21 protein-coding genes are annotated in these 20,387 nt (G+C 72.2%); 8 read left to right on the forward strand and 13 right to left on the reverse strand.

Annotation, left to right across the window (positions count from 1 at the left end; genetic code table 11):
• Positions 1–44: 44 nt before the first annotated feature.
• A complete protein-coding gene (locus AC2YHB_RS02500; RefSeq protein WP_179649787.1) occupies positions 45–1,382 on the reverse strand; it encodes a threonine/serine exporter family protein in 1,338 nt (445 codons plus the stop codon).
• 74 nt (positions 1,383–1,456) lie between these two features.
• On the opposite strand from AC2YHB_RS02500, the gene AC2YHB_RS02505 reads away from it, so the two are divergent.
• Positions 1,457–2,590: a glutamate--cysteine ligase gene (locus AC2YHB_RS02505; protein ID WP_036547639.1), complete on the forward strand. Its 1,134-nt coding sequence runs from the start codon at positions 1,457–1,459 to the stop codon at positions 2,588–2,590.
• Between the two features lie 7 nt (positions 2,591–2,597).
• Here AC2YHB_RS02505 and AC2YHB_RS02510 read toward each other — a convergent pair whose 3' ends face one another.
• On the reverse strand, positions 2,598–4,133 hold the full coding sequence (locus AC2YHB_RS02510; protein WP_487353424.1) for a DUF2510 domain-containing protein: 1,536 nt from the start codon (positions 4,131–4,133) through the stop codon (positions 2,598–2,600).
• A 101-nt stretch (positions 4,134–4,234) separates the two neighbouring features.
• On the opposite strand from AC2YHB_RS02510, the gene AC2YHB_RS02515 reads away from it, so the two are divergent.
• Positions 4,235–5,695 (forward strand): WS/DGAT/MGAT family O-acyltransferase, encoded by a 1,461-nt coding sequence (locus AC2YHB_RS02515; protein WP_308645593.1) that lies wholly within the window; start codon positions 4,235–4,237, stop codon positions 5,693–5,695.
• Here the strand turns inward: AC2YHB_RS02515 and AC2YHB_RS02520 are convergent.
• On the reverse strand, positions 5,688–6,839 hold the full coding sequence (locus AC2YHB_RS02520) for a site-specific DNA-methyltransferase (RefSeq protein WP_179649781.1): 1,152 nt from the start codon (positions 6,837–6,839) through the stop codon (positions 5,688–5,690). The genes AC2YHB_RS02515 and AC2YHB_RS02520 overlap by 8 nt on opposite strands.
• 151 nt (positions 6,840–6,990) lie before the next feature.
• On the opposite strand from AC2YHB_RS02520, the gene AC2YHB_RS02525 reads away from it, so the two are divergent.
• Both AC2YHB_RS02525 and AC2YHB_RS02530 read left to right on the forward strand, forming a co-directional pair.
• Entirely contained in the window at positions 6,991–7,938 is a 948-nt protein-coding gene (locus tag AC2YHB_RS02525) for a type IV toxin-antitoxin system AbiEi family antitoxin domain-containing protein (RefSeq protein ID WP_179649779.1), read from the forward strand.
• Between the two features lie 77 nt (positions 7,939–8,015).
• Positions 8,016–8,615, forward strand: a complete 600-nt coding sequence (locus AC2YHB_RS02530; protein ID WP_179649777.1) for a mismatch-specific DNA-glycosylase — start codon at positions 8,016–8,018, stop codon at positions 8,613–8,615.
• Positions 8,616–8,624: 9 nt separating this feature from the next.
• Here AC2YHB_RS02530 and AC2YHB_RS02535 read toward each other — a convergent pair whose 3' ends face one another.
• Genes AC2YHB_RS02535 through AC2YHB_RS02550 form a run of 4 tightly spaced genes read right to left on the reverse strand, consistent with a single transcriptional unit; the run spans position 8,625 to position 12,865 of the window.
• A complete protein-coding gene (locus tag AC2YHB_RS02535; protein WP_036547624.1) occupies positions 8,625–9,173 on the reverse strand; it encodes a hemerythrin domain-containing protein in 549 nt (182 codons plus the stop codon).
• Positions 9,170–10,864: an NAD(P)/FAD-dependent oxidoreductase gene (locus tag AC2YHB_RS02540; RefSeq protein WP_487353425.1), complete on the reverse strand. Its 1,695-nt coding sequence runs from the start codon at positions 10,862–10,864 to the stop codon at positions 9,170–9,172. Before AC2YHB_RS02540 ends, AC2YHB_RS02535 begins: the two co-directional genes overlap by 4 nt.
• A gap of 59 nt (positions 10,865–10,923) precedes the next feature.
• A complete protein-coding gene (locus tag AC2YHB_RS02545; RefSeq protein WP_036547618.1) occupies positions 10,924–12,327 on the reverse strand; it encodes a GntP family permease in 1,404 nt (467 codons plus the stop codon).
• Positions 12,328–12,337: 10 nt separating this feature from the next.
• Positions 12,338–12,865, reverse strand: coding sequence for a gluconokinase (locus AC2YHB_RS02550; protein ID WP_257026895.1), 528 nt, complete (start codon positions 12,863–12,865; stop codon positions 12,338–12,340).
• Between the two features lie 100 nt (positions 12,866–12,965).
• On the opposite strand from AC2YHB_RS02550, the gene AC2YHB_RS02555 reads away from it, so the two are divergent.
• The 3 genes from AC2YHB_RS02555 to AC2YHB_RS02565 are packed head-to-tail and all read left to right on the forward strand — an operon-like array spanning position 12,966 to position 15,418.
• Positions 12,966–13,697: a FadR/GntR family transcriptional regulator gene (locus tag AC2YHB_RS02555; protein WP_036547616.1), complete on the forward strand. Its 732-nt coding sequence runs from the start codon at positions 12,966–12,968 to the stop codon at positions 13,695–13,697.
• Positions 13,681–14,316 (forward strand): hypothetical protein, encoded by a 636-nt coding sequence (locus tag AC2YHB_RS02560; protein WP_207009259.1) that lies wholly within the window; start codon positions 13,681–13,683, stop codon positions 14,314–14,316. The genes AC2YHB_RS02555 and AC2YHB_RS02560 overlap by 17 nt, the downstream gene beginning before the upstream one ends.
• A gap of 4 nt (positions 14,317–14,320) precedes the next feature.
• Positions 14,321–15,418, forward strand: a complete 1,098-nt coding sequence (locus AC2YHB_RS02565; RefSeq protein ID WP_487353426.1) for an ABC transporter permease — start codon at positions 14,321–14,323, stop codon at positions 15,416–15,418.
• Positions 15,419–15,439: 21 nt separating this feature from the next.
• Here AC2YHB_RS02565 and AC2YHB_RS02570 read toward each other — a convergent pair whose 3' ends face one another.
• Positions 15,440–15,823: a MarR family winged helix-turn-helix transcriptional regulator gene (locus AC2YHB_RS02570; RefSeq protein ID WP_487353427.1), complete on the reverse strand. Its 384-nt coding sequence runs from the start codon at positions 15,821–15,823 to the stop codon at positions 15,440–15,442.
• A gap of 87 nt (positions 15,824–15,910) precedes the next feature.
• Between AC2YHB_RS02570 and AC2YHB_RS02575 the strand changes: the two genes are divergently transcribed.
• Positions 15,911–17,392: an MFS transporter gene (locus tag AC2YHB_RS02575; RefSeq protein ID WP_036547610.1), complete on the forward strand. Its 1,482-nt coding sequence runs from the start codon at positions 15,911–15,913 to the stop codon at positions 17,390–17,392.
• Between the two features lie 2 nt (positions 17,393–17,394).
• Here AC2YHB_RS02575 and AC2YHB_RS02580 read toward each other — a convergent pair whose 3' ends face one another.
• The 5 genes from AC2YHB_RS02580 to AC2YHB_RS02600 form a co-directional block, all read right to left on the reverse strand.
• Positions 17,395–18,135, reverse strand: coding sequence for a thermonuclease family protein (locus tag AC2YHB_RS02580; RefSeq protein WP_487353428.1), 741 nt, complete (start codon positions 18,133–18,135; stop codon positions 17,395–17,397).
• 72 nt (positions 18,136–18,207) lie between these two features.
• Complete coding sequence (locus AC2YHB_RS02585) at positions 18,208–18,858, reverse strand: hypothetical protein (RefSeq protein WP_487353429.1); 651 nt, start codon at positions 18,856–18,858, stop codon at positions 18,208–18,210.
• Positions 18,855–19,382, reverse strand: a complete 528-nt coding sequence (locus AC2YHB_RS02590) for a SigE family RNA polymerase sigma factor (protein WP_179649763.1) — start codon at positions 19,380–19,382, stop codon at positions 18,855–18,857. Before AC2YHB_RS02590 ends, AC2YHB_RS02585 begins: the two co-directional genes overlap by 4 nt.
• 36 nt (positions 19,383–19,418) lie before the next feature.
• Entirely contained in the window at positions 19,419–19,739 is a 321-nt protein-coding gene (ppnP, locus tag AC2YHB_RS02595; RefSeq protein ID WP_179649761.1) for a pyrimidine/purine nucleoside phosphorylase, read from the reverse strand.
• A complete protein-coding gene (locus AC2YHB_RS02600; protein ID WP_487353430.1) occupies positions 19,736–20,365 on the reverse strand; it encodes a DNA-3-methyladenine glycosylase in 630 nt (209 codons plus the stop codon). Before AC2YHB_RS02600 ends, ppnP begins: the two co-directional genes overlap by 4 nt.
• Positions 20,366–20,387: the final 22 nt, after the last annotated feature.

The following is a 20,387-nucleotide window of genomic DNA, read 5'->3' on the forward strand; positions in this document are numbered from 1 at the left end:
GAGGTGATCGGGCTCAGCCTCCCACGGAAATGCGCCGTGAAACGTCACCCTCGTGACCGGCGGCGTCGCGCGACCCGGGTGACCCCCACCAGGCGCGGCCCGGCGAGCCGCGCCTCGACCCGTCGGGCCTCGCGCATGACCGGCTGGGCGACGTACTCACCGAGGATGACGCCGGAGGCGAGCGCGATCGCGACCGATGCGGCGGTGACCATCGCGAGCAGGCCCTGCGCGACCTGCTGGCCGCTCTCCTCGGAGAGCAGGAAGAGGCCGCGGTAGATCGACAACCCCGGCAGCAGGGGTACGACGGCCGAGACCACGACCACGAGCGGCGGCACCCGGAACCGGCGGCCGACGGTGTAGCCGAACAGCCCGATGAAGAACGCCGCCACGCCGACCGCCCAGGGGCGGCCGAAGCCGGCCTCGGAGATCAGCTCCGTGGCCGCGATCGCGGCGCCGCCGAGCACGCCCACGGGCACGAGGGTGCGCAGCGGGGCGTAGCAGGCGAAGGCGAACGCCGCCGCGGCCACGCCTCCACCGACGGCCGCGGAGGTCACGCTGACCAGGTCGAAGCGCGGGAGGGCCAGGCGCGGGATCTCCAGCCCGATCCGGGCGCACAGCGACAGCCCGCCGCTGACCCCGGCGATGATGCCGGCGGTGGCGAGCACGGCCTCGAGGACGCGGGCGCCGCCGGTGACGAAGAAGCCGGACAGGGCGTCCTGGATGGCGCCCACGAACCCGATGCCGGCGAGGAGCATGACGATGTTGGCGGTCACGACGAGCGAGGCGTTGAGGTGCACCCACGGCTCGGCGAGGCGGGTGCCGAGGGCGGCGAGGATCGTGGCGACGACGCCGCCCGCGACCTGCTGGTAGAAGCCGGGCAGCCGGCGGCGGGTCATCAGCAGCTGCAGCCGGTCGATGCACACGGCCGCGAGCATCGCGACCAGCACCACGACCGCGTTGCCCCCGAGCTGGAGGCCGACGCCGCCGCACATCAGGCCCACCCCGAGCGTGGCCATCCAGCGGGGACGGGCGTGGCCCGAGGACACGATCGCGGCGAGCTCGGTGCGAGCCCCCTCGAGGTCGACCTCCCCCGCCACGACCGCCCGCACGAGGTGGTCGACGCGGGTGAGGTCCTCGTAGTCGATGTCGCGCTGGGTGACCGCGCGCAGCTGCACCACCGGCGGCTCGTCCAGGCCCTGCTGGACGCTCATCGCCAGCGAGGTGAAGGTGACGTCGACCTGCGTGTGGCGCACCCCGAGCGCACGGGCGAGCGCGCGCATCGTCGCCACCACGTCGGGGGCGCCCGCCCCCGAGGAGAGCAGCACCTCCCCGACCTTCAGGCAAAGGTCGAGCGTGCGGTGGAGGGTCCGCAGGTCGTCCATCCACTCATGCTGACAGGTTTCCCGTCGGCACCGCGGGCACCGCCACGCGGCTCGGCTACCCCTACGCTTGTCGTGTGCGCATCGACTTCCACGGCTCGGCCGAGCCGACACTGGGGGTGGAGTGGGAGTTCGCGCTGGTCGACCGCCGTACCCGCGACCTCCGCAACGACGCCGCCCACCTGTTCGCGCGGGCCAAGCCGCGGATGCCCGACCCCGGCAAGCTGCACAAGGAGCTGCTGAAGAACACCGTCGAGGTCGTGACCGGCGTGTGCCCCACGGTCGGCGACGCGATGGCCGACCTGCGCAACACCCTGCAGTACGTCACCGCCGCCGCCGACGACCTCGACCTCGACCTGTACGGCGCCGGCACGCACCCCTTCGCCGACTGGACCGGCCAGCAGCTGACCGAGGGCCACCGCTACGAGGAGCTCATCAACCGCACCCAGTGGTGGGGCCGGCAGATGCTCATCTGGGGCGTGCACGTCCACGTCGGGCTGCCCGAGAGGGACCGCGTGCTGCCGGTGCTCTCGGCCCTGCTGACCTACTACCCGCACCTCCAGGCGCTCTCGGCCTCGTCGCCGATCTGGATGGGGGTGGACACCGGCTACGCCTCCAACCGCGCGCTGATGTTCCAGCAGCTGCCGACCGCCGGCCTGCCCTTCCAGTTCCAGCGGTGGGAGGAGTTCGAGGCGTTCGCGCACGACCAGATCACCACCGGCGTGATCGACGAGCTCAGCGAGATCCGCTGGGACCTGCGCCCCGCCGTCAAGCACGGCACCCTCGAGAACCGGGTCTGCGACGGCGTCTCGACCCTGTCCGACATGGCCGCGCTGGTCGCCCTCATGCACTGCCTGGTCATCTGGCTCGACGGCCGCGCGGCCGCCGGCGAGGAGCTCCCCACGATGCCGCCGTGGCACGTGCAGGAGAACAAGTGGCGCGCCGCCCGGTACGGCGTCGACGCGATCGTGATCCTCGACGCGAAGTCCAACGAGCGGCTCGTCACCGACGACCTCGCCGACCTGGTCGAGCAGCTGCAGCCGACCGCGGAGCGCCTGGGCTGCGAGGCCGAGCTGGCCTCCGTGCTCGAGATCCCGGCGCGCGGACCGTCGTACGTCCGCCAGCGCGCCGTGGCCGAGCGCACCGGCAACGACCTGGTCGCCGTCGTCGACTCCGTCGTGACCGAGCTCCGCGAGGAGCTCGACGGCTGAGCCTGCGTCAGTAGCGCGAGGTGCCGATGAACTCGATGCGGCAGTCGTCGTCCTGACAGGTCGGCGTCTCGGCCCACACCAGCGCGGACTCGAAGACCGCTCCGGTCGACGTCATCACCTGCACGCCGGAGAACTTCGACTCCGTGAAGCCCTTCACCACGAACACGACGTCGGCCTTGCCGTCGCCGTCGACGTCGCTGAGGGTGGCGCCCTGGAGGTTGCGGGAGCCGATCTTCGAGGTCCCGGTGAAGCCCTTGACCTCCTGGATGGTGCCGCTGGAGACGTCGTAGGCCTTGACCTCGATGGTCCCGTCGACCGAGTTGGTGTCGATGCCGACGAGGCTGGCCGTGCCGTCGCCGGTGACGTCGCCGACGAGCAGGGCCTGGAAGTACTTCCCGGTGGAGCCGACCGCGCCGGCCTCGAGCTTCGAGCCGGTGGAGGTCAGCAGCGCGTAGCCGCGGTCGCCGGAGTAGTAGCCGTCGTAGTCCTCGTCGTCGAGCCGCTCCGACGGCAGCTGGGCCCACAGGTCCGTGTCGCCGTCCTTGTCGAAGTCGCCCGGGTAGAGCCGCAGGACGTCCATCACGGCGTTGGGCAGCGAGAGCCACAGGGCCGGGTCGGCGAAGGTGCCCGTGCCGTCGTTGGCCAGCACGGAGATGTCGACGTTGCGGTCGTTGGGGCTCGCGACGGCCAGGTCCTGGTCGCCGTCGCCGTCGAAGTCGCCGCCGACGACCTGGACCTCCGGGTCGCCGAACTCCTTGAGCGACGACAGCGACAGGGTGAACGACTGGTCGTCGGGGAACTCGTCGTCGGTCGAGGTGAGCGTGACCTGCTTGCCGGACGCCACGAACTGCCACTCCAGCTGCTCGTTGACGCCGTCGCCGTCCCAGTCGAAGTAGAGCTCCTCCGGCTCGCTGGACGGCTCGACCGGCGTCTCCTCGGGGGTGAAGCCGTTGCCGTTGCTGATCTGCTCGACCTTCGTCACCTTGTCGTAGTCGAGGTAGAAGTAGTAGCGGGCGTCGCCGTAGCCGTCGCCGTTGATGTCGCCCTGGATCGCAGCCTTGGCCGGCTGGTCGGGGTCGTTCGGGTCGTCGGCGGAGCCGCCACCGCCGTCCCACGGCTGCAGCACCGCGAGGGTGATGCCGGTGCCCACCACGACCAGGAGTACGACGACCAGCGTGATCCACAGCCCCAGCCGCCTCGTGCGCCGTCCACCGGGGGGCGGGCCCTGCGGCGGCGTACCCCAGCTCGACGGGGACGACGGGGACGACGGCGAGGGCAGCGACGGGATGTGGCCGTAGCCCGGCGGCGCCCCGGGCGGCGCGGTCGGCGGCGGCCCCTGGGGGGCGGCCTGCGGGGCCGGTGCGGCGGGAGCGGGCGGCTCGGCCGGGGCCACGGTCTCCTCGGGGGCGGTGGCCGGCGTCTCCCGGATCTGGGTCGGCTCGTTCTTCCGGCGTCGCTCGTCGGTCCAGCTGGAGCCGTCCCAGCGGCGCTCCCAGCCGTCGCCGTCGGCGTACCAGCCGGCCGGGGTGGAGAAGTGGTTCACGTCCGAGTCCTAACCGATCCCGGCCAACCGAAACGCGGGACCCGGTTGTGACCGGGGTCACGACGCGCAAGGATCAGGGCCTGCGACGAAAGGAGACCCCCGTGGTTTCTGTTCCCGGATTCCGCCCGATCGACCCGACCTCGGCCGCCTTCCTGCTCTCGGAGAACCGCAACCAGCCGATGCACGTCGGCGGGCTCCAGCTCTTCGAGCCGCCGGCCGACGCCGGTCCGGGCTACGTCCGGGAGATGTTCGAGTCGATGCGCGACACGGAGCGGATCGCGCCGCTCTTCCTCAAGCACCCCCACCGCTCGGTCAAGACCGGCGGCACCCTCGTCTGGCGCGACGACGAGCAGTTCGACATCGAGCACCACGTGCGGCACAGCGCGCTCCCCCAGCCCGGTCGCGTGCGCGAGCTGCTCGAGCTGGTGGGCCGGCTGCACTCGACGCGGCTCGCGTGGGAGCGCCCGCTGTGGGAGACGCACGTGATCGAGGGCCTGGCCGACGGCCGGGTCGCGATGTACACCAAGCTCCACCACGCGCTGGTCGACGGGATCTCCGCGATGCGGCTGATGGCGAGCGTCCTGTCGCCCGACGAGGACCGCCGCAACATGCCCGCCCCGTTCGCCGAGGGGGCCTCGCGGCGCCGGAAGCCGGAGGAGACCGCCGAGTCGCTGCCGGCCGCGGCCGTCGACGCGGCCACGACCGCTGCGAAGACGCTGGCCGACCTGCCCGCCGACGTGCTGCGCGGCGCGATGAGCATCAGCGCCGAGGCCGCCGGCATGCCGGTCGCGCTGGTCAAGACGCTGCGCAAGGGCCTGCGCAACGAGACCTCCGCGGTGTCGCTGGCGGCACCGCGCACCATCTTCAACCAGTCGATCACCGGCGCCCGCCGCTTCGCCGCCCAGGATTGGCCGGTGGAGCGGATGCGCGCCGTCGGCAAGTCCACCGGTACGACGATCAACGACGTCGTGCTCGCGATGTGCAGCGGCGCGATGCGGACCTACCTGGCCGAGCTCGACGCGCTGCCGGACCGCTCGCTGGTGTCGATGGTCCCGGTCGGGCTCAACGCCAAGCAGGCCGGCACCGCCTCGTCCGCCGGCGGCAACGCCATCGGCTCGGTCATGGTGCGCCTCGCCACCGACATGGCCGACCCGGCCGACCGCCTCCGCACGATCAGCCGGTCGATGAAGGACGGCAAGGAGGCGCTGTCGTCGATGACGCCGACCCAGATCGTCGCGATGAGCGCGATCGGCATGGCCCCGTCGATCGTGATCCCGGCGCTGGGCATGCAGGGCATGGTGCGCCCGCCGTTCAACCTGATCATCAGCAACGTCCCCGGGCCGCGCGTCCCCCACTACTGGAACGGCGCGCAGCTCGTCGGCAACTACCCCGTCTCGATCCCGATCAACGGCATGGCGCTCAACATCACCTGCACCTCCTACGCCGGCAACATGGGCTTCGGACTGACGGGCTGCCGTCGTACGGTCCCGCACCTGCAGCGACTGCTGACCTTCCTCGACGACGAGCTCGCGGCGCTGGAGAAGGCGGCAGGCGTCAGCTGAGCAGCGCCTCGACCGCGGCCAGCCGCGCGCGGGTGATCGCCGAGACGGTGGCGTAGCCGGCGCGCTCCGCGTTCGAGCCCACCCGGGTCGGCTCGGCGGAGTTCACCGAGAGGCAGGTACGACGCCCGCCGTCGGCCGCGTTGGCGAGCGCGACCGCGTGCCCGGTGGTGCCGGACCCGGCGAAGTAGTCGAGGACCCGCGCGTCGGCGGGCATGGTGTCGAGGACCCGGCGGATCAGCCCCGTCGGCTTCGGCGACTCGAAGACGTGGCCGAGGACCGCCTTGAGCTCGGCCACCGCCGTGTCGGTCGAGCCCACCTCCTCGGCGAGCCAGATGGTCGGCAGCTTCTTGCGGCGGCCGCCGACCGGGTGGCGCCAGTCGCGCTGGAAGACGTCGACCCGCTCGCCCCGGGCGCCCCGCACCCGGCGGCACTCGAGGTCGTCGGGCCGCGCGTCGATCCGGGGCCGGGACCAGCGCCAGACCGCCGGCGTACCGTCGCCGAACACGGGCTTGATCTCCACCCCGCCCGCGAAGGGCTCCGTGGCGACGCGTCCCGTCTCCGGGTCGCCCCAGACGGCGAAGTGCAGGGTCGGTGCGGTGAGCGGGTTGAACTTCTTGTTGGTGTTGCGCAGCGGGAGCCGGCGGTAGCGGCGGCCGTCGTCCGCGACGAGCGGGAAGTCCGACTCGACGACGGTCGTCGACGACGACGCGTCGAGGACGCAGCGGGTGGCGTCCTTCGCGTAGACGAGGAGGTACTCGTGCGACGTCGCGAAGCCCTTCCCGAGCTGGCGGCCCTTCGGGTTGAGGTTGACCACGACCTGGGCGAGGAAGTTCTGCTCGCCGTACACCTCGTCGAGCAGGAGGCGCAGGTGGGCGACCTCGTGGTCGTCGATGCTGACGAAGAGCGCGCCGGTGGGTGCCAGCACGCGATGGCCCGCCTCCAGCCGGGGCCGCATGAACGCCAGCCACGCGGCGTGCCGGCCCCGAGCGCCCTCCCCGCGCTCGCCGCGGAAGTCGTCGCGGTAGGCGAAGTCGTTGCCGGTGTTGTAGGGCGGGTCGATGTAGACGAGGTCGAAGGACTCGCCGGGCAGGGTCGCCAGGACGTCGAGGTTGTCGCCCTCGACGAAGGTGTTGCACCCGGCCATGGCGCCGATCCTCGCACGCAGGCCCCGCGTCGTCGGGTGGCTCTCCGTTCGCCAGGTGCACGCACGGCCACACGATCACCGACCGAAGGGTTGTCCACAGGTCGCCCGCGACGGGGTTGCGAGCGGGTCGCAGGCCGTTCAGGGTCGGCGCATGGACGAGGCACACCACCAGCTCAGGAACCGGCAGGCCTGTCAGGGCGGCCTGGTCACGCGCGCCCAGCTCCTCGACCTCGGCTTCGGCGACCACGACATCGCGAGGATGGTTCGTCGCCGCGAGCTGGTGCGTGTCCACTCCAGCGTGTACATCGACCACACCGGGGCGCTGTCATGGCACCAGCGGTCCTGGGCCGCGGTCCTGGCGTGCTGGCCCGCCGGCCTCCGCGGTGCCTCGGCGCTCCGGTCGGCTGACGCACGACTACGCAGCGCCGCGGACGACCGCCGACCGATCGAGGTCGTTGTCGACTGGCAGCGAACGTTGAAGGTCCCGGGCGTGGACATTCAGCGGAGCCGGAGCTTTCCTGACAGCGTGGTCTGGTCGACCTTCCCGCCGCGACAGCGGGCCGAGGAGTACGTCCTCGACCTGGCCGCCGCGGCGGACACCGACGTCGATGCGGTCGGCGTGCTCGCGGACGCCGTGGGCAACCGGCGGGTGTCGCCGGTGGCTCTCCGAACAGCCCTGACCGGGCGGGCCCGGATCGCCCGCCGTACCTTCCTCGGCTCGGTGATCGACGACGTCGCGTCAGGTACGTGCTCAGCCCTCGAGCACGGCTACCTGCACCGCGTCGAACGAGCGCACGGGATACCGGCCGCGGAGCGCCAGGTCCACGAGTCGGCCAAGGGTTCGCTCTACCGCGACGTCGTGTACGCCGCGTTCGGCCTGATCGTCGAGCTCGACGGACGCCTGCACCACTCGGGGATCCGCAACCGCGATCGCGATCTCGAGCGAGACCTCGACGCTGCAGTGGCCGGGCGGGACACGGTGCGGCTGGCCTGGGGGCAGGTGTTCGGCGGCCAGTGCCGGACCGCGCCACGCATCGGCGCACTGCTGCAGCAGCGCGGCTGGACCGGCTCGACGCACCCGTGCCCCGGGTGCGCGTGATCGTGTGGTGCTGCGTTCACCAGGTGCACGCGAGACCACACGATGATCGCTCCGAGGGCGTCGGAGAGGATGGAGCGGTGAGCACTGCCCGCCGTACCTTCACCCGCGCCGAGCTCGAGTCCTTCCGCGACGCCGTCGTGCCCGACCTGCTGCCGACCCGGCCGGGCCAGGTGCTGCGGCTGCTCTTCGTGGGGATCAACCCGGGGCTGTGGACGGCGGCGACCAGCACCCACTTCGCGCACCCCGGCAACCGCTTCTACCCCGCGCTGCTGAAGGCGGGCGTGATCACCGAGCCGATCGACCCGGCGAACGGGGTGGACGACGCCCAGCGCGACCTGCTCCGTGACCGCGGGATCGGCATCACCAATGTCGTCCACCGCGCGACGGCCAAGGCGTCCGAGCTGTCCAACGAGGAGCTGCGGGCGGGCGGCGCCGAGCTGACCGCGCTCGTCGAGCGCGAGCGACCGGTCGTCGTCGCGATCGCCGGGATCACCGCCTACCGTGCGGCCTTCGGGAAGCCGAGGGCGATGCCCGGGCGGCAGCCCGAGGACCTCGCCGGCGCCGAGCTCTGGGTGGTGCCCAACCCGAGCGGGCTCAACGCCCACGAGACGGTCGACTCGCTGGCGGCGGCGTACCGCGAGGTCGGCGTGGCGGCCGGGATCGTCGCCCCTGCCTGAGCCGCCGGGTCAGGCGTCCTCGAGGACGCCTTCCCGCTTGGCGGCCTCGACGATCCGGCGCACGTTCTCGGCCGACCCGCAGTCCTGGTCGATGAGCTCGTTGCGGCGCCGGGACCACTTCTCGCCGAGGTCCCAGCGCACCTTGTTGGACACCTCGGTGCGGGCCGGCTCGAGGATGCTGAGCTCCTCCTCGGCGATGTGGTGGGCGACGAGGTTGCTCAGCTCCTCGACCGCGTCGGTGAAGGCCTGGGTGTCGGTGCCCTTGAGCTCGAGGACGGCGAGCAGCGCCTCGTTGCCCTCGGCGTGCTCCTCCTTGCCGTGCTCGATGTCGTGGGCGTCGACATCCCCCGCCTGCTGGCGCAGCACCGGGTAGACGAGGTCCTCCTCGGCCTCGCCGTGGGCGATCAGCACGTTCGCGAACGCGCGGCGTACGGCGTCGCGGTCGGCCGTGCCCAGTCGGAGCTGCGCCAGCAGGTGCTCGAAGCGACGGTGGTCGTCGGTGATCAGGTCGATGATGTCGCCCGACTCGGGGCGGCCGAGGTCGATTCCACTGGTCATGGCGCGGTCGGTACCCGCAAACCCTCCAGGTAGCCGTGCACGAGCGACACCGCCGACGCGCCCTCGCCGGTGGCGGCCGCGACCCGCTTCATCGAGCCGGCGCGGATGTCGCCGGCGGCGAAGATGCCGGGCACGCAGGTGCCGAGGTTCTCCGGCGGCAGACCGTCGATCCAGCAGTCGGTGGGGACGTCGCGGCCGGTCAGCACGAAGCCGCGCTCGTCGCGCAGCACCGCGTCGCCGAGCCAGTCGCAGTGCGGCGCGGCGCCGATCAGCAGGAACAGCCCGCCGGCGCTGACCCGCTCCTCCTCCCGGGTGCGCACGTCGCACAGCTGCAGCCAGCCGAGCTGGCCGGTGTCGTCGGCGCCACCGTCGATGATCTCCGTGCACGGGCGCACGGCGATGCGGGGGTTCCACTCGATCTCGTCGATGAGGTACTTCGACATCGTCGCGGCCAGGTCCTCGCGCCGGATCAGGATCGTCACCGAGCGGGCGAACCGGGCGAGGTGGACGGCGGCCTGGCCGGCGGAGTTGCCGCCGCCCACGACGTAGACGTCGCGGTCCTCCATCTCGCGCGCGGCGGTCATGGCGGCGCCGTAGTTGACGCCCATGCCGACCAGGTCCTCGAGCGGCTGCACGCCGAGCCGTCGGTAGGCGACGCCGGAGGCGACCAGGACCGAGCGGGCGTGCACCTTGCCGCCCTCGGTGACCAGCACGTGCGGCTCGCCGTCGGCGCCCGGCCGCAGCTCGACGACCGGCCAGCCGGTGAAGAAGCGGGCGCCGAACCGGATCGCCTGGACCCGCGCCCGCTGACCGAGCCGCTGCCCGGAGATGCCGCGCGGGAAGCCGAGGTAGTTGCGGATCATCGAGCTGGTGCCGGCCTGCCCGCCGATCACCTCCGACTCGATCACCACGGTCGACAGGCCCTCCGAGGCGCCGTACACGGCGGCGGCGAGGCCCGCCGGGCCGGCACCGACGACCGCGAAGTCGACGACGTCGCCGCAGTGGATGTCGGACGGTCGACCGTAGATCATCGCGGCCAGGTCGCGCGTCGAGGTCGGCATCAGGACCGGCCGGTCCGCGAAGACACCGGAGCTCATGTGCACCAGCGGGTACGACGCCTCGCCGTCCACCTTCGCGAGCGCCTCCTGCCCCTGCGGGGTGTCGGGGGCGTAGGTGCGGTGCGGCATCCCCTGCCGGTCGAGGAAGTCCCGGATGGCCAGGGCGAGCGGGCGGCTGTCGGGGGTGATGATCCGCACCGAGTCGATCTCGGAGGTGGCGACCGTCGCGCCCCAGTCGCTGAGCAGCTCGGTCACCGCGTAGTGGAACTCCTCGTCGCGGCGGCCCTGCGGCAGCACGAGGTAGGTGTCGAACTTGCCCTTCTGCAGATAGGGCCGCAGCGACTGGCTCTCCTCCGCGAAGCGCTCGATCGGGATCGCCACGATCCGCCGGGCGGTCGCGACGAGGGTGCGCCAGTCGTGCATGGCGAGCAGGACGTTCTCGTCCGGCAGCTGGGAGTCGGTCACGATCAGAGCCACCGGCTGCCCGGTCGAGCGGACCCGCTGGAGGATCGCGGTCGCCTCGCGGGCGCTGGTGGCCGGCCGGACGTCGTACTCGCGCTGGTAGCGGTGGAACTGCTCGGTCAGGACGTCGATGTGGTCGGAGGAGACCAGGAGGATGACGGGATCAGCCACCCCGTCATCCTCCCCGACCGGTCCAGTGGTGGACCAGCGTCTTTTCGTCCCGTTCGCTGCTAGATGAACGCGTTGAGCACCATCACGAACGCCAGGCCGCTGACGGAGAGCAGCGTCTCCATGGCCGACCAGGTCTTGAAGGTCTGGCCGACGGTCATCCCGAAGTACTCCTTCACCAGCCAGAAGCCGGCGTCGTTGACGTGGGAGAAGAAGACCGAGCCCGCGCCGATCGCGAGCACCATCAGCGACACCTCGCCGCTGGAGAGCTGCGCGGTCAGCGGGGCGAGCAGGCCCGACGCGGTGACCGTGGCGACGGTGGCCGAGCCGGTGGCGAGGCGGATCAGGACCGCGACGAACCACGCGAGCACCAGCACCGAGACGTTGGAGTCGGCGACCTTCTCGGCAACGAGGGTGCCGATGCCGGTGTCGACGAGCGACTGCTTGAAGCCACCGCCGGCGGCGACGATGAGCAGGATGCCGGCGACGCCGGGCAGCGAGGACTCGATCGACTTCGCGACGCCGTCGCGGCCCATGCCGTGGCCGAGGGTGAACATGCCGACCACGACCGCGATGAGCAGCGCGATGAGCGGGGTGCCGATCACGTCGAGCGCGCTGCGCAGCGGGGCGGTCTCGTCGTCGATGAAGATGTCGGCGAGGGCCTTGCCCATCATCAGGAAGACCGGCAGCAGGACCGACGCGAGGGTGATCGCGAAGGACGGGCGGCCGCTCGCGTCCTCCTCCTCCGTGGACTCGAAGCGGTGCGGGACCTCGACGGTGACGTAGCGGCCGACGAGCCCGAAGACCGGGCCGGCGATGATCACGGTCGGGATCGCGACGGCGACGCCGAGGGCGAGCGTGGTGCCGAGGTCGGCGCCGAGGTAGTCGATCGCGGTCAGCGGGCCGGGGTGCGGCGGCACCAGGCCGTGCATCGCCGAGAGGCCGGCGAGCGCCGGGATGCCGATCGTGATCAGCGACTGGCCGGAGCGGCGGGCGACGAGGTAGATCACCGGCATCAGCAGGACGAGGCCGATCTCGAAGAACATCGGCAGGCCGATGATCGCGCCGACGACGGCCATCGCCCACGGCAGGGCGCGCGGCGAGGCGTGGCCGATGATCGTGTCGACGATCTGGTCGGCTCCCCCGCTGTCGGCGAGCAGCTTGCCGAACATGGCGCCGAGGGCGATCAGGATGCCGACGCCGGCAGCCGTCGACCCGAAGCCGGTGGTGAAGCTGGCGATCGACGCCTCGAAACGCTCGCCGATCGGGCCGTCGAGCCCGATCCGGGCCGTCAGGCCGACGACGAGCGCGCCGGCCGTCAGGGCGAGGAACGGGTGCAGCCTCGCGCCGATGATGAGCGCGACGATGACGCCGATGCCGAGGAGGGCAGCCAGGACCAGCTTGCCCTCGGTGTTGATCGGCTCGATGAGGTCGGTGCCGGCGGCAAGGACCAGGTGTGCGGACATGCGGGTCTCCTCAGGAGTGGTCGACGCTCAGGTCGACGTACTGCTGGACGATCGCGTCGACCGTCTGGTCGACGTCGATGACGACACCGGCCTCGTCGTCGGCGAGCTGTTCGAGCGTGTCGAACTGCGAGTCGAGCAACGAGGCCGGCATGAAGTGGCCGGGACGACTGGCCTGGCGCCGCGCGATGACCTCGCGGGTGCCGTGGAGGTGGACGAAGACGGCCCGCGCTGCATGAGCGCGGAGCTGGTCGCGATAGCTGCGCTTGAGCGCGGAGCAGCTGATCACGCCACCGTCGCCGTCGTGGGCGGCGAGCCACTCCCCGATGGTCTCCAGCCACGGGTGGCGGTCGTCGTCGTCCAGCGGGATGCCGGCCGACATCTTCGCGATGTTGGCCGCCGGGTGGAGGTCGTCGGCGTCCTCGAACGGGACGCCGAGGCGCTGCGCGAGCGCGGCGCCGACCGTCGACTTGCCCGACCCCGACACGCCCATCACGACGATCAGGGGTGCGCCCCCGTCGTGCGGCAGGGTGCTGCTCATGGGTCCTCCAGTGGTCCGGTGTGCTGGCCGTCACAGTGTGCATCCATTAATCTGCTTTTAACAACCCCGCAGCCAAATAAATCTGATCTTTGGAGGAGCCGTGGCCCGCACCGCGCTGCACGAGGACGTCCTCGAGGCACTCGGCCGGCGCATCGTCGACGGCGAGCTCGGCGAGGGCGCCGTGCTGACCCTCGACGGCATCGACACCGAGTACGACGTCAGCCGCTCCGTCTCCCGCGAGGCGGTCCGGGTCCTCGAGTCGATGGGCATGGTCGCCTCGCGGCGCAGGGTCGGCGTCACCGTCCTGCCCCGCACGTCGTGGCACGTCTTCGACCCGCGCCTGATCCGCTGGCGCCTCGACTCCGGCGACCGCCCCCACCAGCTCCGCTCGCTGGGCGAGCTGCGCAGCGGGTTCGAACCGGTGGCGGCCGGCCTGGCCGCCGTACGCGCGACGCCGGAGCAGTGCGGGGCCCTCACCGCCGCCGCCAACGACATGGTGGTGCACGGCCGGGCCGGCGACCTCGAGGCCTTCCTGCAGGCCGACATCGTCTTCCACCGCGTGCTGCTCGAGGCCTCCGGCAACGAGATGCTCGCCGCCCTCGACGGCGTCGTGGCCGAGGTGCTGGCCGGCCGCACGCACCACCACCTGATGCCGGCGCACCCCAAGGACGAGGCCGTCGACCTGCACGTCGAGGTGGCCCGCGCGGTCCGCTCGCGCGACGCCGAGGCGGCCCGCGTGGCGATGGCCACGATCATCGCCGAGGCGACGGGTGCGGTCTCGGACGACGCGGAGGACTCGACTACCCTCGGAGGCGATGGAGACCACGCCTGACCTCAGCCCCCTCGTCGACCAGCTGCAGGGCGAGGAGTACGACGTCACCGAGCCGCTGCCCGGCGTCCTCCACGTCCGGGGCCGGTTCTCCAACCCGGAGCGGATCGCGCTGCGTGCCGCCGCCGACGCGGGCGACCTCGCCGTGGCCGTGTGGGCGACCAGCCACCACGACGACTGGGCGCTGGTCGCGTGGAACCGGCCGGACCTGGTGACCATCACCCAGAAGGGCGCGACCCCGCAGCGCTGGCGCCACCGCCGCATCCCGGAGACCCTGCGCCCCGACGCGCAGACCTTCCTCGAGGGTGCGTCGTCGCCGTTCGACATCGTCACCCGGCCCAAGCACCAGCCCACCGACGCGGCCCGGGAGATCCTCGGCCAGTTCTCGATCACCGACCCGCCGCCGCCCGGCTGGGTGCCGCCGGTCGTGGAGGTGCCCGTCGTCGAGGTGCCCGTCGTCCGGAAGTCGACGCTGCCGACGGCGACCGGCACCCGCAAGGCGACCACGCCGCGTGCCCCGAAGGCGCCCGCGAAGCCGGTCAAGGCGGAGCCCGTCGTGGCCGTGTGCCCGACGTGCTTCATGGCGATCCCCGCGACCGGCATCTGCGACAACTGTGGCTGACCCGATGACCGACACCGCTCCTGCCCCCGGCGGGTTCCGCAAGCTGTCGAGGCTCGGCCTCGCGATCGCCGTCACGGGCGCGCTGATCCAGCTGGTGCTGGCCGTCTACTACCTCGCGATGGCCCACTCCCCCTCGCCGCACGACCTCCCGGTCGGCGTCGTCGGCAGCGCCGAGCAGCAGGCACAGGCCAAGCAGCTGGAGAAGGACGGCCAGTTCAAGGTCGAGTCGTACGACGACGCGGAGGCGCTGCAGCAGGCGATCCGCGAGCGTGACGCCTACGGCGGCGTCGCCTTCCAGGGCAGCACCCCGACCCTGTACGTCGCCTCCGCGGCCTCGCCGTCGGTGGCGAACCTGTTCCGGGCGCAGTACACGAAGGTCTACCAACAGCAGGTCCAGGAGCAGGTGCAGGCACTGACCACGGCGGGCAGGCCGGTCCCGGTCGCCACGCTCGCGGCCCTCACCACGCCGCCACCGGTCACCGACGTCGTACCCCTGCCGGAGGACGACAGCGCCGGCAGCTCGCTCGGCTTCGTCATCCAGGCGCTGTGCCTCGGCGGGTCGATCGCCTCCCTCGCGCTGGGCCGGCTGCGCGGCCTGGTCGACCGCTCGGCCCTGCGCGGCCTGGGCCACGCAGCCCTGCTGGTCGTCTACGCGGTGGCGTCCGCAGGTGTCGCGCTGCTCGCGATGGCGCTCTTCGGCGTCGGCGACGGCGCCGACCACGTCACGCTCTTCTGGGGACTCGCCCTGATCTCGCTCGCGGTCACCGCCTCGACGGCGGCCGTCGTGGCGCTCGTCGGGCCGGCCGGATCCCTGATCGGCGGCCTCTACTTCACCGTCGGCCTGATCATCTCCGGCTCCTCGATCGCCCCCGAGATGCTGCCGAAGGCCGGCCACACGGTGGGCCAGCTGCTGCCGCCGGGCGCCGGTGCGACCGTGGCCCGCGACGCGATGTACTTCCCCGACGCCGCCACGGGTGGCGCCTTCGCCGTGCTGTTCGTGTACGCCGGGCTGGGCCTGGCCGTGATCCTGTTCTGCAACGCCGCGGCCAACCGGACCCGGTTCACCCGGGTGCTCAACCGGGAGTCCGCCGTCACGGAGTGACGTCCGCGGCGCGCCAGCAGGTCAGGCGCCCCAGGTGCCTTCGAGCACCGCGCGGTGCGTGGGCAGCGCGGCGTCGTACACCTCGCGGCCCCGGGGCGTGAGGCAGACGAAGACGCTGCGGCGGTCGTCGGCGCAGGCGGAGCGCTCGACGAGCCCGTCCTTCTCCAGCCGGGTGATCGCGCGCGAGAGCGCGCTCTGGCTCAGGTGGATGTCGCCGGCGAGGTCGGCCATGCGGTACTTGCCGCAGTTGGCGTCGACCACCCGGTCGAGGGTCTCGAACTCGCTCAGGCCGATGCCGTGCTGGTCCTGGAGGGCCTTCTCGAGCGCGCAGCTGACCACCGCGTGGCGGTCGAGCAGCTGTCGCCACTCCTCCACCAGCGCGCTCGGGGCAGGCGCCTTGGACACGCTCGCATCCTAGCCAGCAGGTTACTTTTATGCAAACGCATTATTTGCGCTTGCATTGAATGCACATGCATGGAAGTCTTCCATGCCATGTCCTCGACATCCCTCAACCCCCACCAGTCCGCCGCCGGCAGCGCGATCCGCTGGTCCGGCCGCACCTGGGGCCTGCTCATCACGCTGTGCGTGGTGCTCTTCCTCGACGGGCTCGACGTCTCGATGATCGGCGTCGCGCTCCCCTCGATCGGCGCCGAGCTCGACCTGTCGACGTCCTCGCTCCAGTGGCTGATCAGCGGCTACGTGCTCGGGTACGGCGGCCTGCTGCTCGTCGGCGGCCGGACCGCCGACCTGCTCGGCCGGCGCCGGGTCTTCCTGATCGCGCTCGCCGTCTTCGCCGCGGCGTCGCTGCTCGGCGGCCTGGTCAGCTCCGGCCCGCTGCTCATCGCGACCCGGTTCATCAAGGGCCTCGCCGCCGCGTTCACCGCACCCACCGGCCTGTCCATCATCACGACGAACTTCGCCGAGGGACCGGCCCGCAACAAGGCGCTGTCGATCTACACCGTCTTCGGTGCCGGCGGCTACTCCTCCGGCCTGCTGTTCGGTGGCCTGATGACCGGCGTCGGCTGGCGCTGGACCTTCCTGCTCCCCGTCCCGATCGCGCTGCTCGCCCTCGCGGCGGCGTGGGTGCTGGTCCCGCACGACGAGCCGGCCGAGGAGGGCGGGCACGACCTGCTCGGCGCGCTGACCTCGGGCGCCGCGATGCTCCTGCTCGTCTACACGGTCGTGTCCGCACCCGAGGCGGGCTGGGCCTCGGCCCGGACGGTGCTGTCCTTCGTGGGCGTCGCCGCCCTGTTCGCCGCGTTCGTCACGATCGAGCGCCGCATCGCGCACCCGCTCATCCGGCTCGGGATCCTGCGCAAGGCCACGCTGGTGCGCGCCAGCATCGCGATCGTCGCGGTCGGCGGGTCCTACTTCAGCTGGCAGTTCATCGTCACCCTGTTCCTGCAGGACGGCCTGGGCTGGAGCCCGCTGGAGCTGGCCCTCGCGCTGCTGCCGATCGGCCTGATGGTCACCCTGTCGGCGGTCTTCTCCGACAAGCTCGTCGACCGCTACGGCACGGCGCCGATCATCGCGGTGACGATGACGGTCATGGCCGCGGGCTACCTGCTGTTCCTGGTGCGTCTCGACACCGCGCCGACCTATCTCGGCGTGCTGCTCCCGCCGCTGCTGCTCATCGGCGCCGGCTGGATCGGATTCCCGGCCATCAACATCCAGGCCACGAGCGGGATCGACGACGACGAGCAGGGTCTCGCGGCCGGCGTGCTGCAGACCTCGATGCAGGTCGGTGCCGCGATCGTCCTCGCGGTCACCACGGCCATCATCACGTCGGGTACGACGGGCGCCGAGTCCCCCGCGGCCGCGCTCGACGGCTTCCAGCCGGGCCTGGCATTCGCCACCGCGGTCTCGGCGCTGGGTGCGCTGGTCGCGATCGGTGGGCTGGTGCTCGACCGGCGCGGTCGTCGTACCAGCGAGGCGGTGGGCGAGGACGAGGCGGAGCTCGTCGCCGCCGCCTGACCTCAGTCCCCTCCGCAGGCGACCCCGTCGCCGTCCCGGTCCAGCCCGTGCGGGTCGGACCCGGTGACGGTGACGGGGCCGACGTCCGCGCAGTCGAGGTCCGGCGGGTAGCGCGGGACGCACGGGTCGTAGCCGGGCTCGCAGTCGCCACCCTTCTCGCCGGTGTCGGCGAAGCCGCGGGGCTCCTCGGGCTTCGGCTTCGGCTTCGGGCAGGTGACGTCGGCCGCGGCCTCGTCCGCCGTGATGTAGCGGTCCTCGCGCGGGTGGCGGCCGTAGCCGTCGCGGGAGTCGTAGCGGGCGATCGCGAGGCCCTTGCGGATCATCCGCAGGCCGACGTCGAGGTCGCCGACCTCGACGTAGCGCAGCAGCCGGCCGTACTTGTCGGCGTCCTCGTCGGACTCGACGAGGGTGACCTCCTTGCCGAGCACCAGCCGCTTCATGGCCGACTGCGCCGGGCCGAACCCGCACTCGCCGCGCTCGGGGGTGTCGATGCCGACCAGGCGGACCGTGTCACCGCTGTCGAGGTCGATGGTGTCGCCGTCAGCGACATGGGTGACGACGTACGTCGGCTCCTCGGCGACCGGCTCGACGCTGGTGGCGACCTCCGTGGGCTCCGCGGTCGCGGTCTCCGTCACCGTCTGCGTGACGACCGGGTCGCCGGCGGTGGGCTCGCCGTCGTCGATCTCGCAGCCCGCCGCCGTGACGGCCAGCGCGGCGACGAGCGCCGCCCATCCGATCCGCATCCCTGACATCTCCACCTCCCGGTCCCCGGACCGTACGACCGGGAGGCGGAGATGTCCGGCGATTGGTGGAACTCAGCCGACGCCGGCCTGCGCCTGCGCGGTGACGGTGACGCCCTCGGCGAACTCGACCACCTGGTCGGCGGTCAGGCCCAGCGACTTCCAGGCCTGTACGACGACACGGTGGTCGCCGTCGTCGTACGTCAGCGTCCAGGTGCCGCCCTCGCTGTTGCGCAGCCAGCCGTCGAACCCTCCGACCTTCACCGGATCACCCTCGGGGGGCGTCGAGACCGACGAGGACTCGAGCATCACCACGAGCTTGTCCTCGAACACGTCGAGGCCACTGGTGTCGCCGGCGCGGGCGATGTTGAGGTTGAACGGGGTCGCGCCCTCGAGCACGAAGCCCTCGGGCACCTTCGTGACGACGAAGCCGGGCTGCTGGGCCCCGGTGTAGGCGACCAGGTCCACGCTGGCGTCCGGGGTCTGGCTGGGCTGGGCGATGGTCGGCGGCTTCTCGGTCGTGGTGCCCTGGTTGCTGACGACGAGGGTCACGCCGACGGCGGTCACGGCGGCGACGCCGATGCCCGCGGTGAAGCGGCGGGCGGCCCGTCGCCTGGCCGCGCCACGGGCGCGGAGCAGGTCGCGTCGTACCGTCTCGTCGGTGGTGGCGGACGGCTGCGTGTCGAGGCGCTGGAGGCGGCCGGCGAGGTCGTCGAGGTCGGTCATGCGAGGTCTCCTTCGTGAGGGGGCGGGACCGGGGCGGGCTCCGGGAGCACCTCGCGCAGCCGGGCCAGGCCACGAGCCGTCTGGCTCTTGACCGTGCCCTCGCTGCAGCCGAGGACCTCCGCGGCGTCCTCGACGCTCAGATCGAGGACGTGGCGCAGCACGACGGCGGCCCGCATGCGGGGAGCCAGCGCGCCGAGCGCCGCGAGCAGCGCGGCGTCCACCGGCTCCTCCGCAGGCGCGCCCGCCCGGTCGGGGAGCTCGGCGGTCGCCGTCTCCCGGGAGACCGACGGTCGCCGGCGGTGGTCGATGAAGCTGTTGACGAGGACCCGACGGGCGTACGCCGCCGCTCCCCCACGCTTCGTCGCCCGCCCCCAGGCGAGGTACATCCGCACCAGCGTCCCCTGGACCAGGTCCTCGGCCAGGTGGTGGTCGCCGGCGGTCAGCACCGTCGCCGTCCCGAGCAACCTGCTCCGGTTGCTCCGGACGAACTCCTCGAACTCCGCGTCGCGGGGCTTCGGTCTCATGTCCCTCTCACGAGTGGGACCCCGCGCGGGGTTGCATCAGCCGTAGTGGCAGACGTACCCGAGCGTCTCGGTGACCTCGATGTCGAACGACGAGTCGCCCGGCACGCTGAAGGACTCGCCGGCGGAGTAGGTCGTCCACTCGTCCTCGCCGGCCAGCTTGATGCGGCACGAGCCGGCGTTGAGCTCCATGACCTCCGGCGCGGCCGTGCCGAAGGTCAGGCTGGCCGGGAAGATCACGCCCGCCGACTTCCTCGTGCCATCGGCGAGGAAGAACGTGTGGCTCACGCAGGCGCCGTCGAAGTAGATGTTGGCCTGCGGGTCGAGGGTGACGTTCGTGTACGACGACTCGGTGCTCACGTGCCGGAAGCGTAGTGCTCCGGGGCCGGCGCCCGCGGGCTGCGGCGGTAGGCCGAGACGGTCGGGTCGCCCTCGATCCAGAACCGCCACGGCACGTCGGCGGCCTTGGAGACGCCCACCCGCGGGCCGGTCCCGACCCGGGGCCTGCGGGCGGGCTCGGGCCCGAGGCGGACCCGCGTGTCGTGCGGGTCGGGTGGGTCGGTGTCGTCGGCGAGGAGGTCGGTCCCGAGGTCGTCGAGCGTGATCCCCAACGCCTGCGCGAGATTGCCGGGCCCTCTTGCCAGCTGGACGTCCCGGGCCGGGTGGTTGCGCCGGAGCCGGGCCAGGTCGAGGCCGTCGACGACCTCCCCGGACCGCAGCAGCACCGCCGCCCCGATCTCCGTCGGCCCGGTGACGACGTTGGCGCAGAAGTGGATGCCGTAGGAGCGGTAGACGTAGAGCCGGTACGCCGGGCCGTACATGATCTCCGAGCGCGGCGTGCGGGTGAACGCGTGCGACGCCGGGTCCTCGACCCCGCCGTAGGCCTCCACCTCGGTGATCCGGACGGTGACGCCGTGACCGGTGATCGTGCGGCCGAGGAGCGCCTTCGCACGTCGTACGACGTCGGCGCGGTCGCGGGCGGGCACGTCTCGACGCTAGCAACCGCGA

Source organism: Nocardioides sp. SRI_004 (assembly GCF_057586415.1).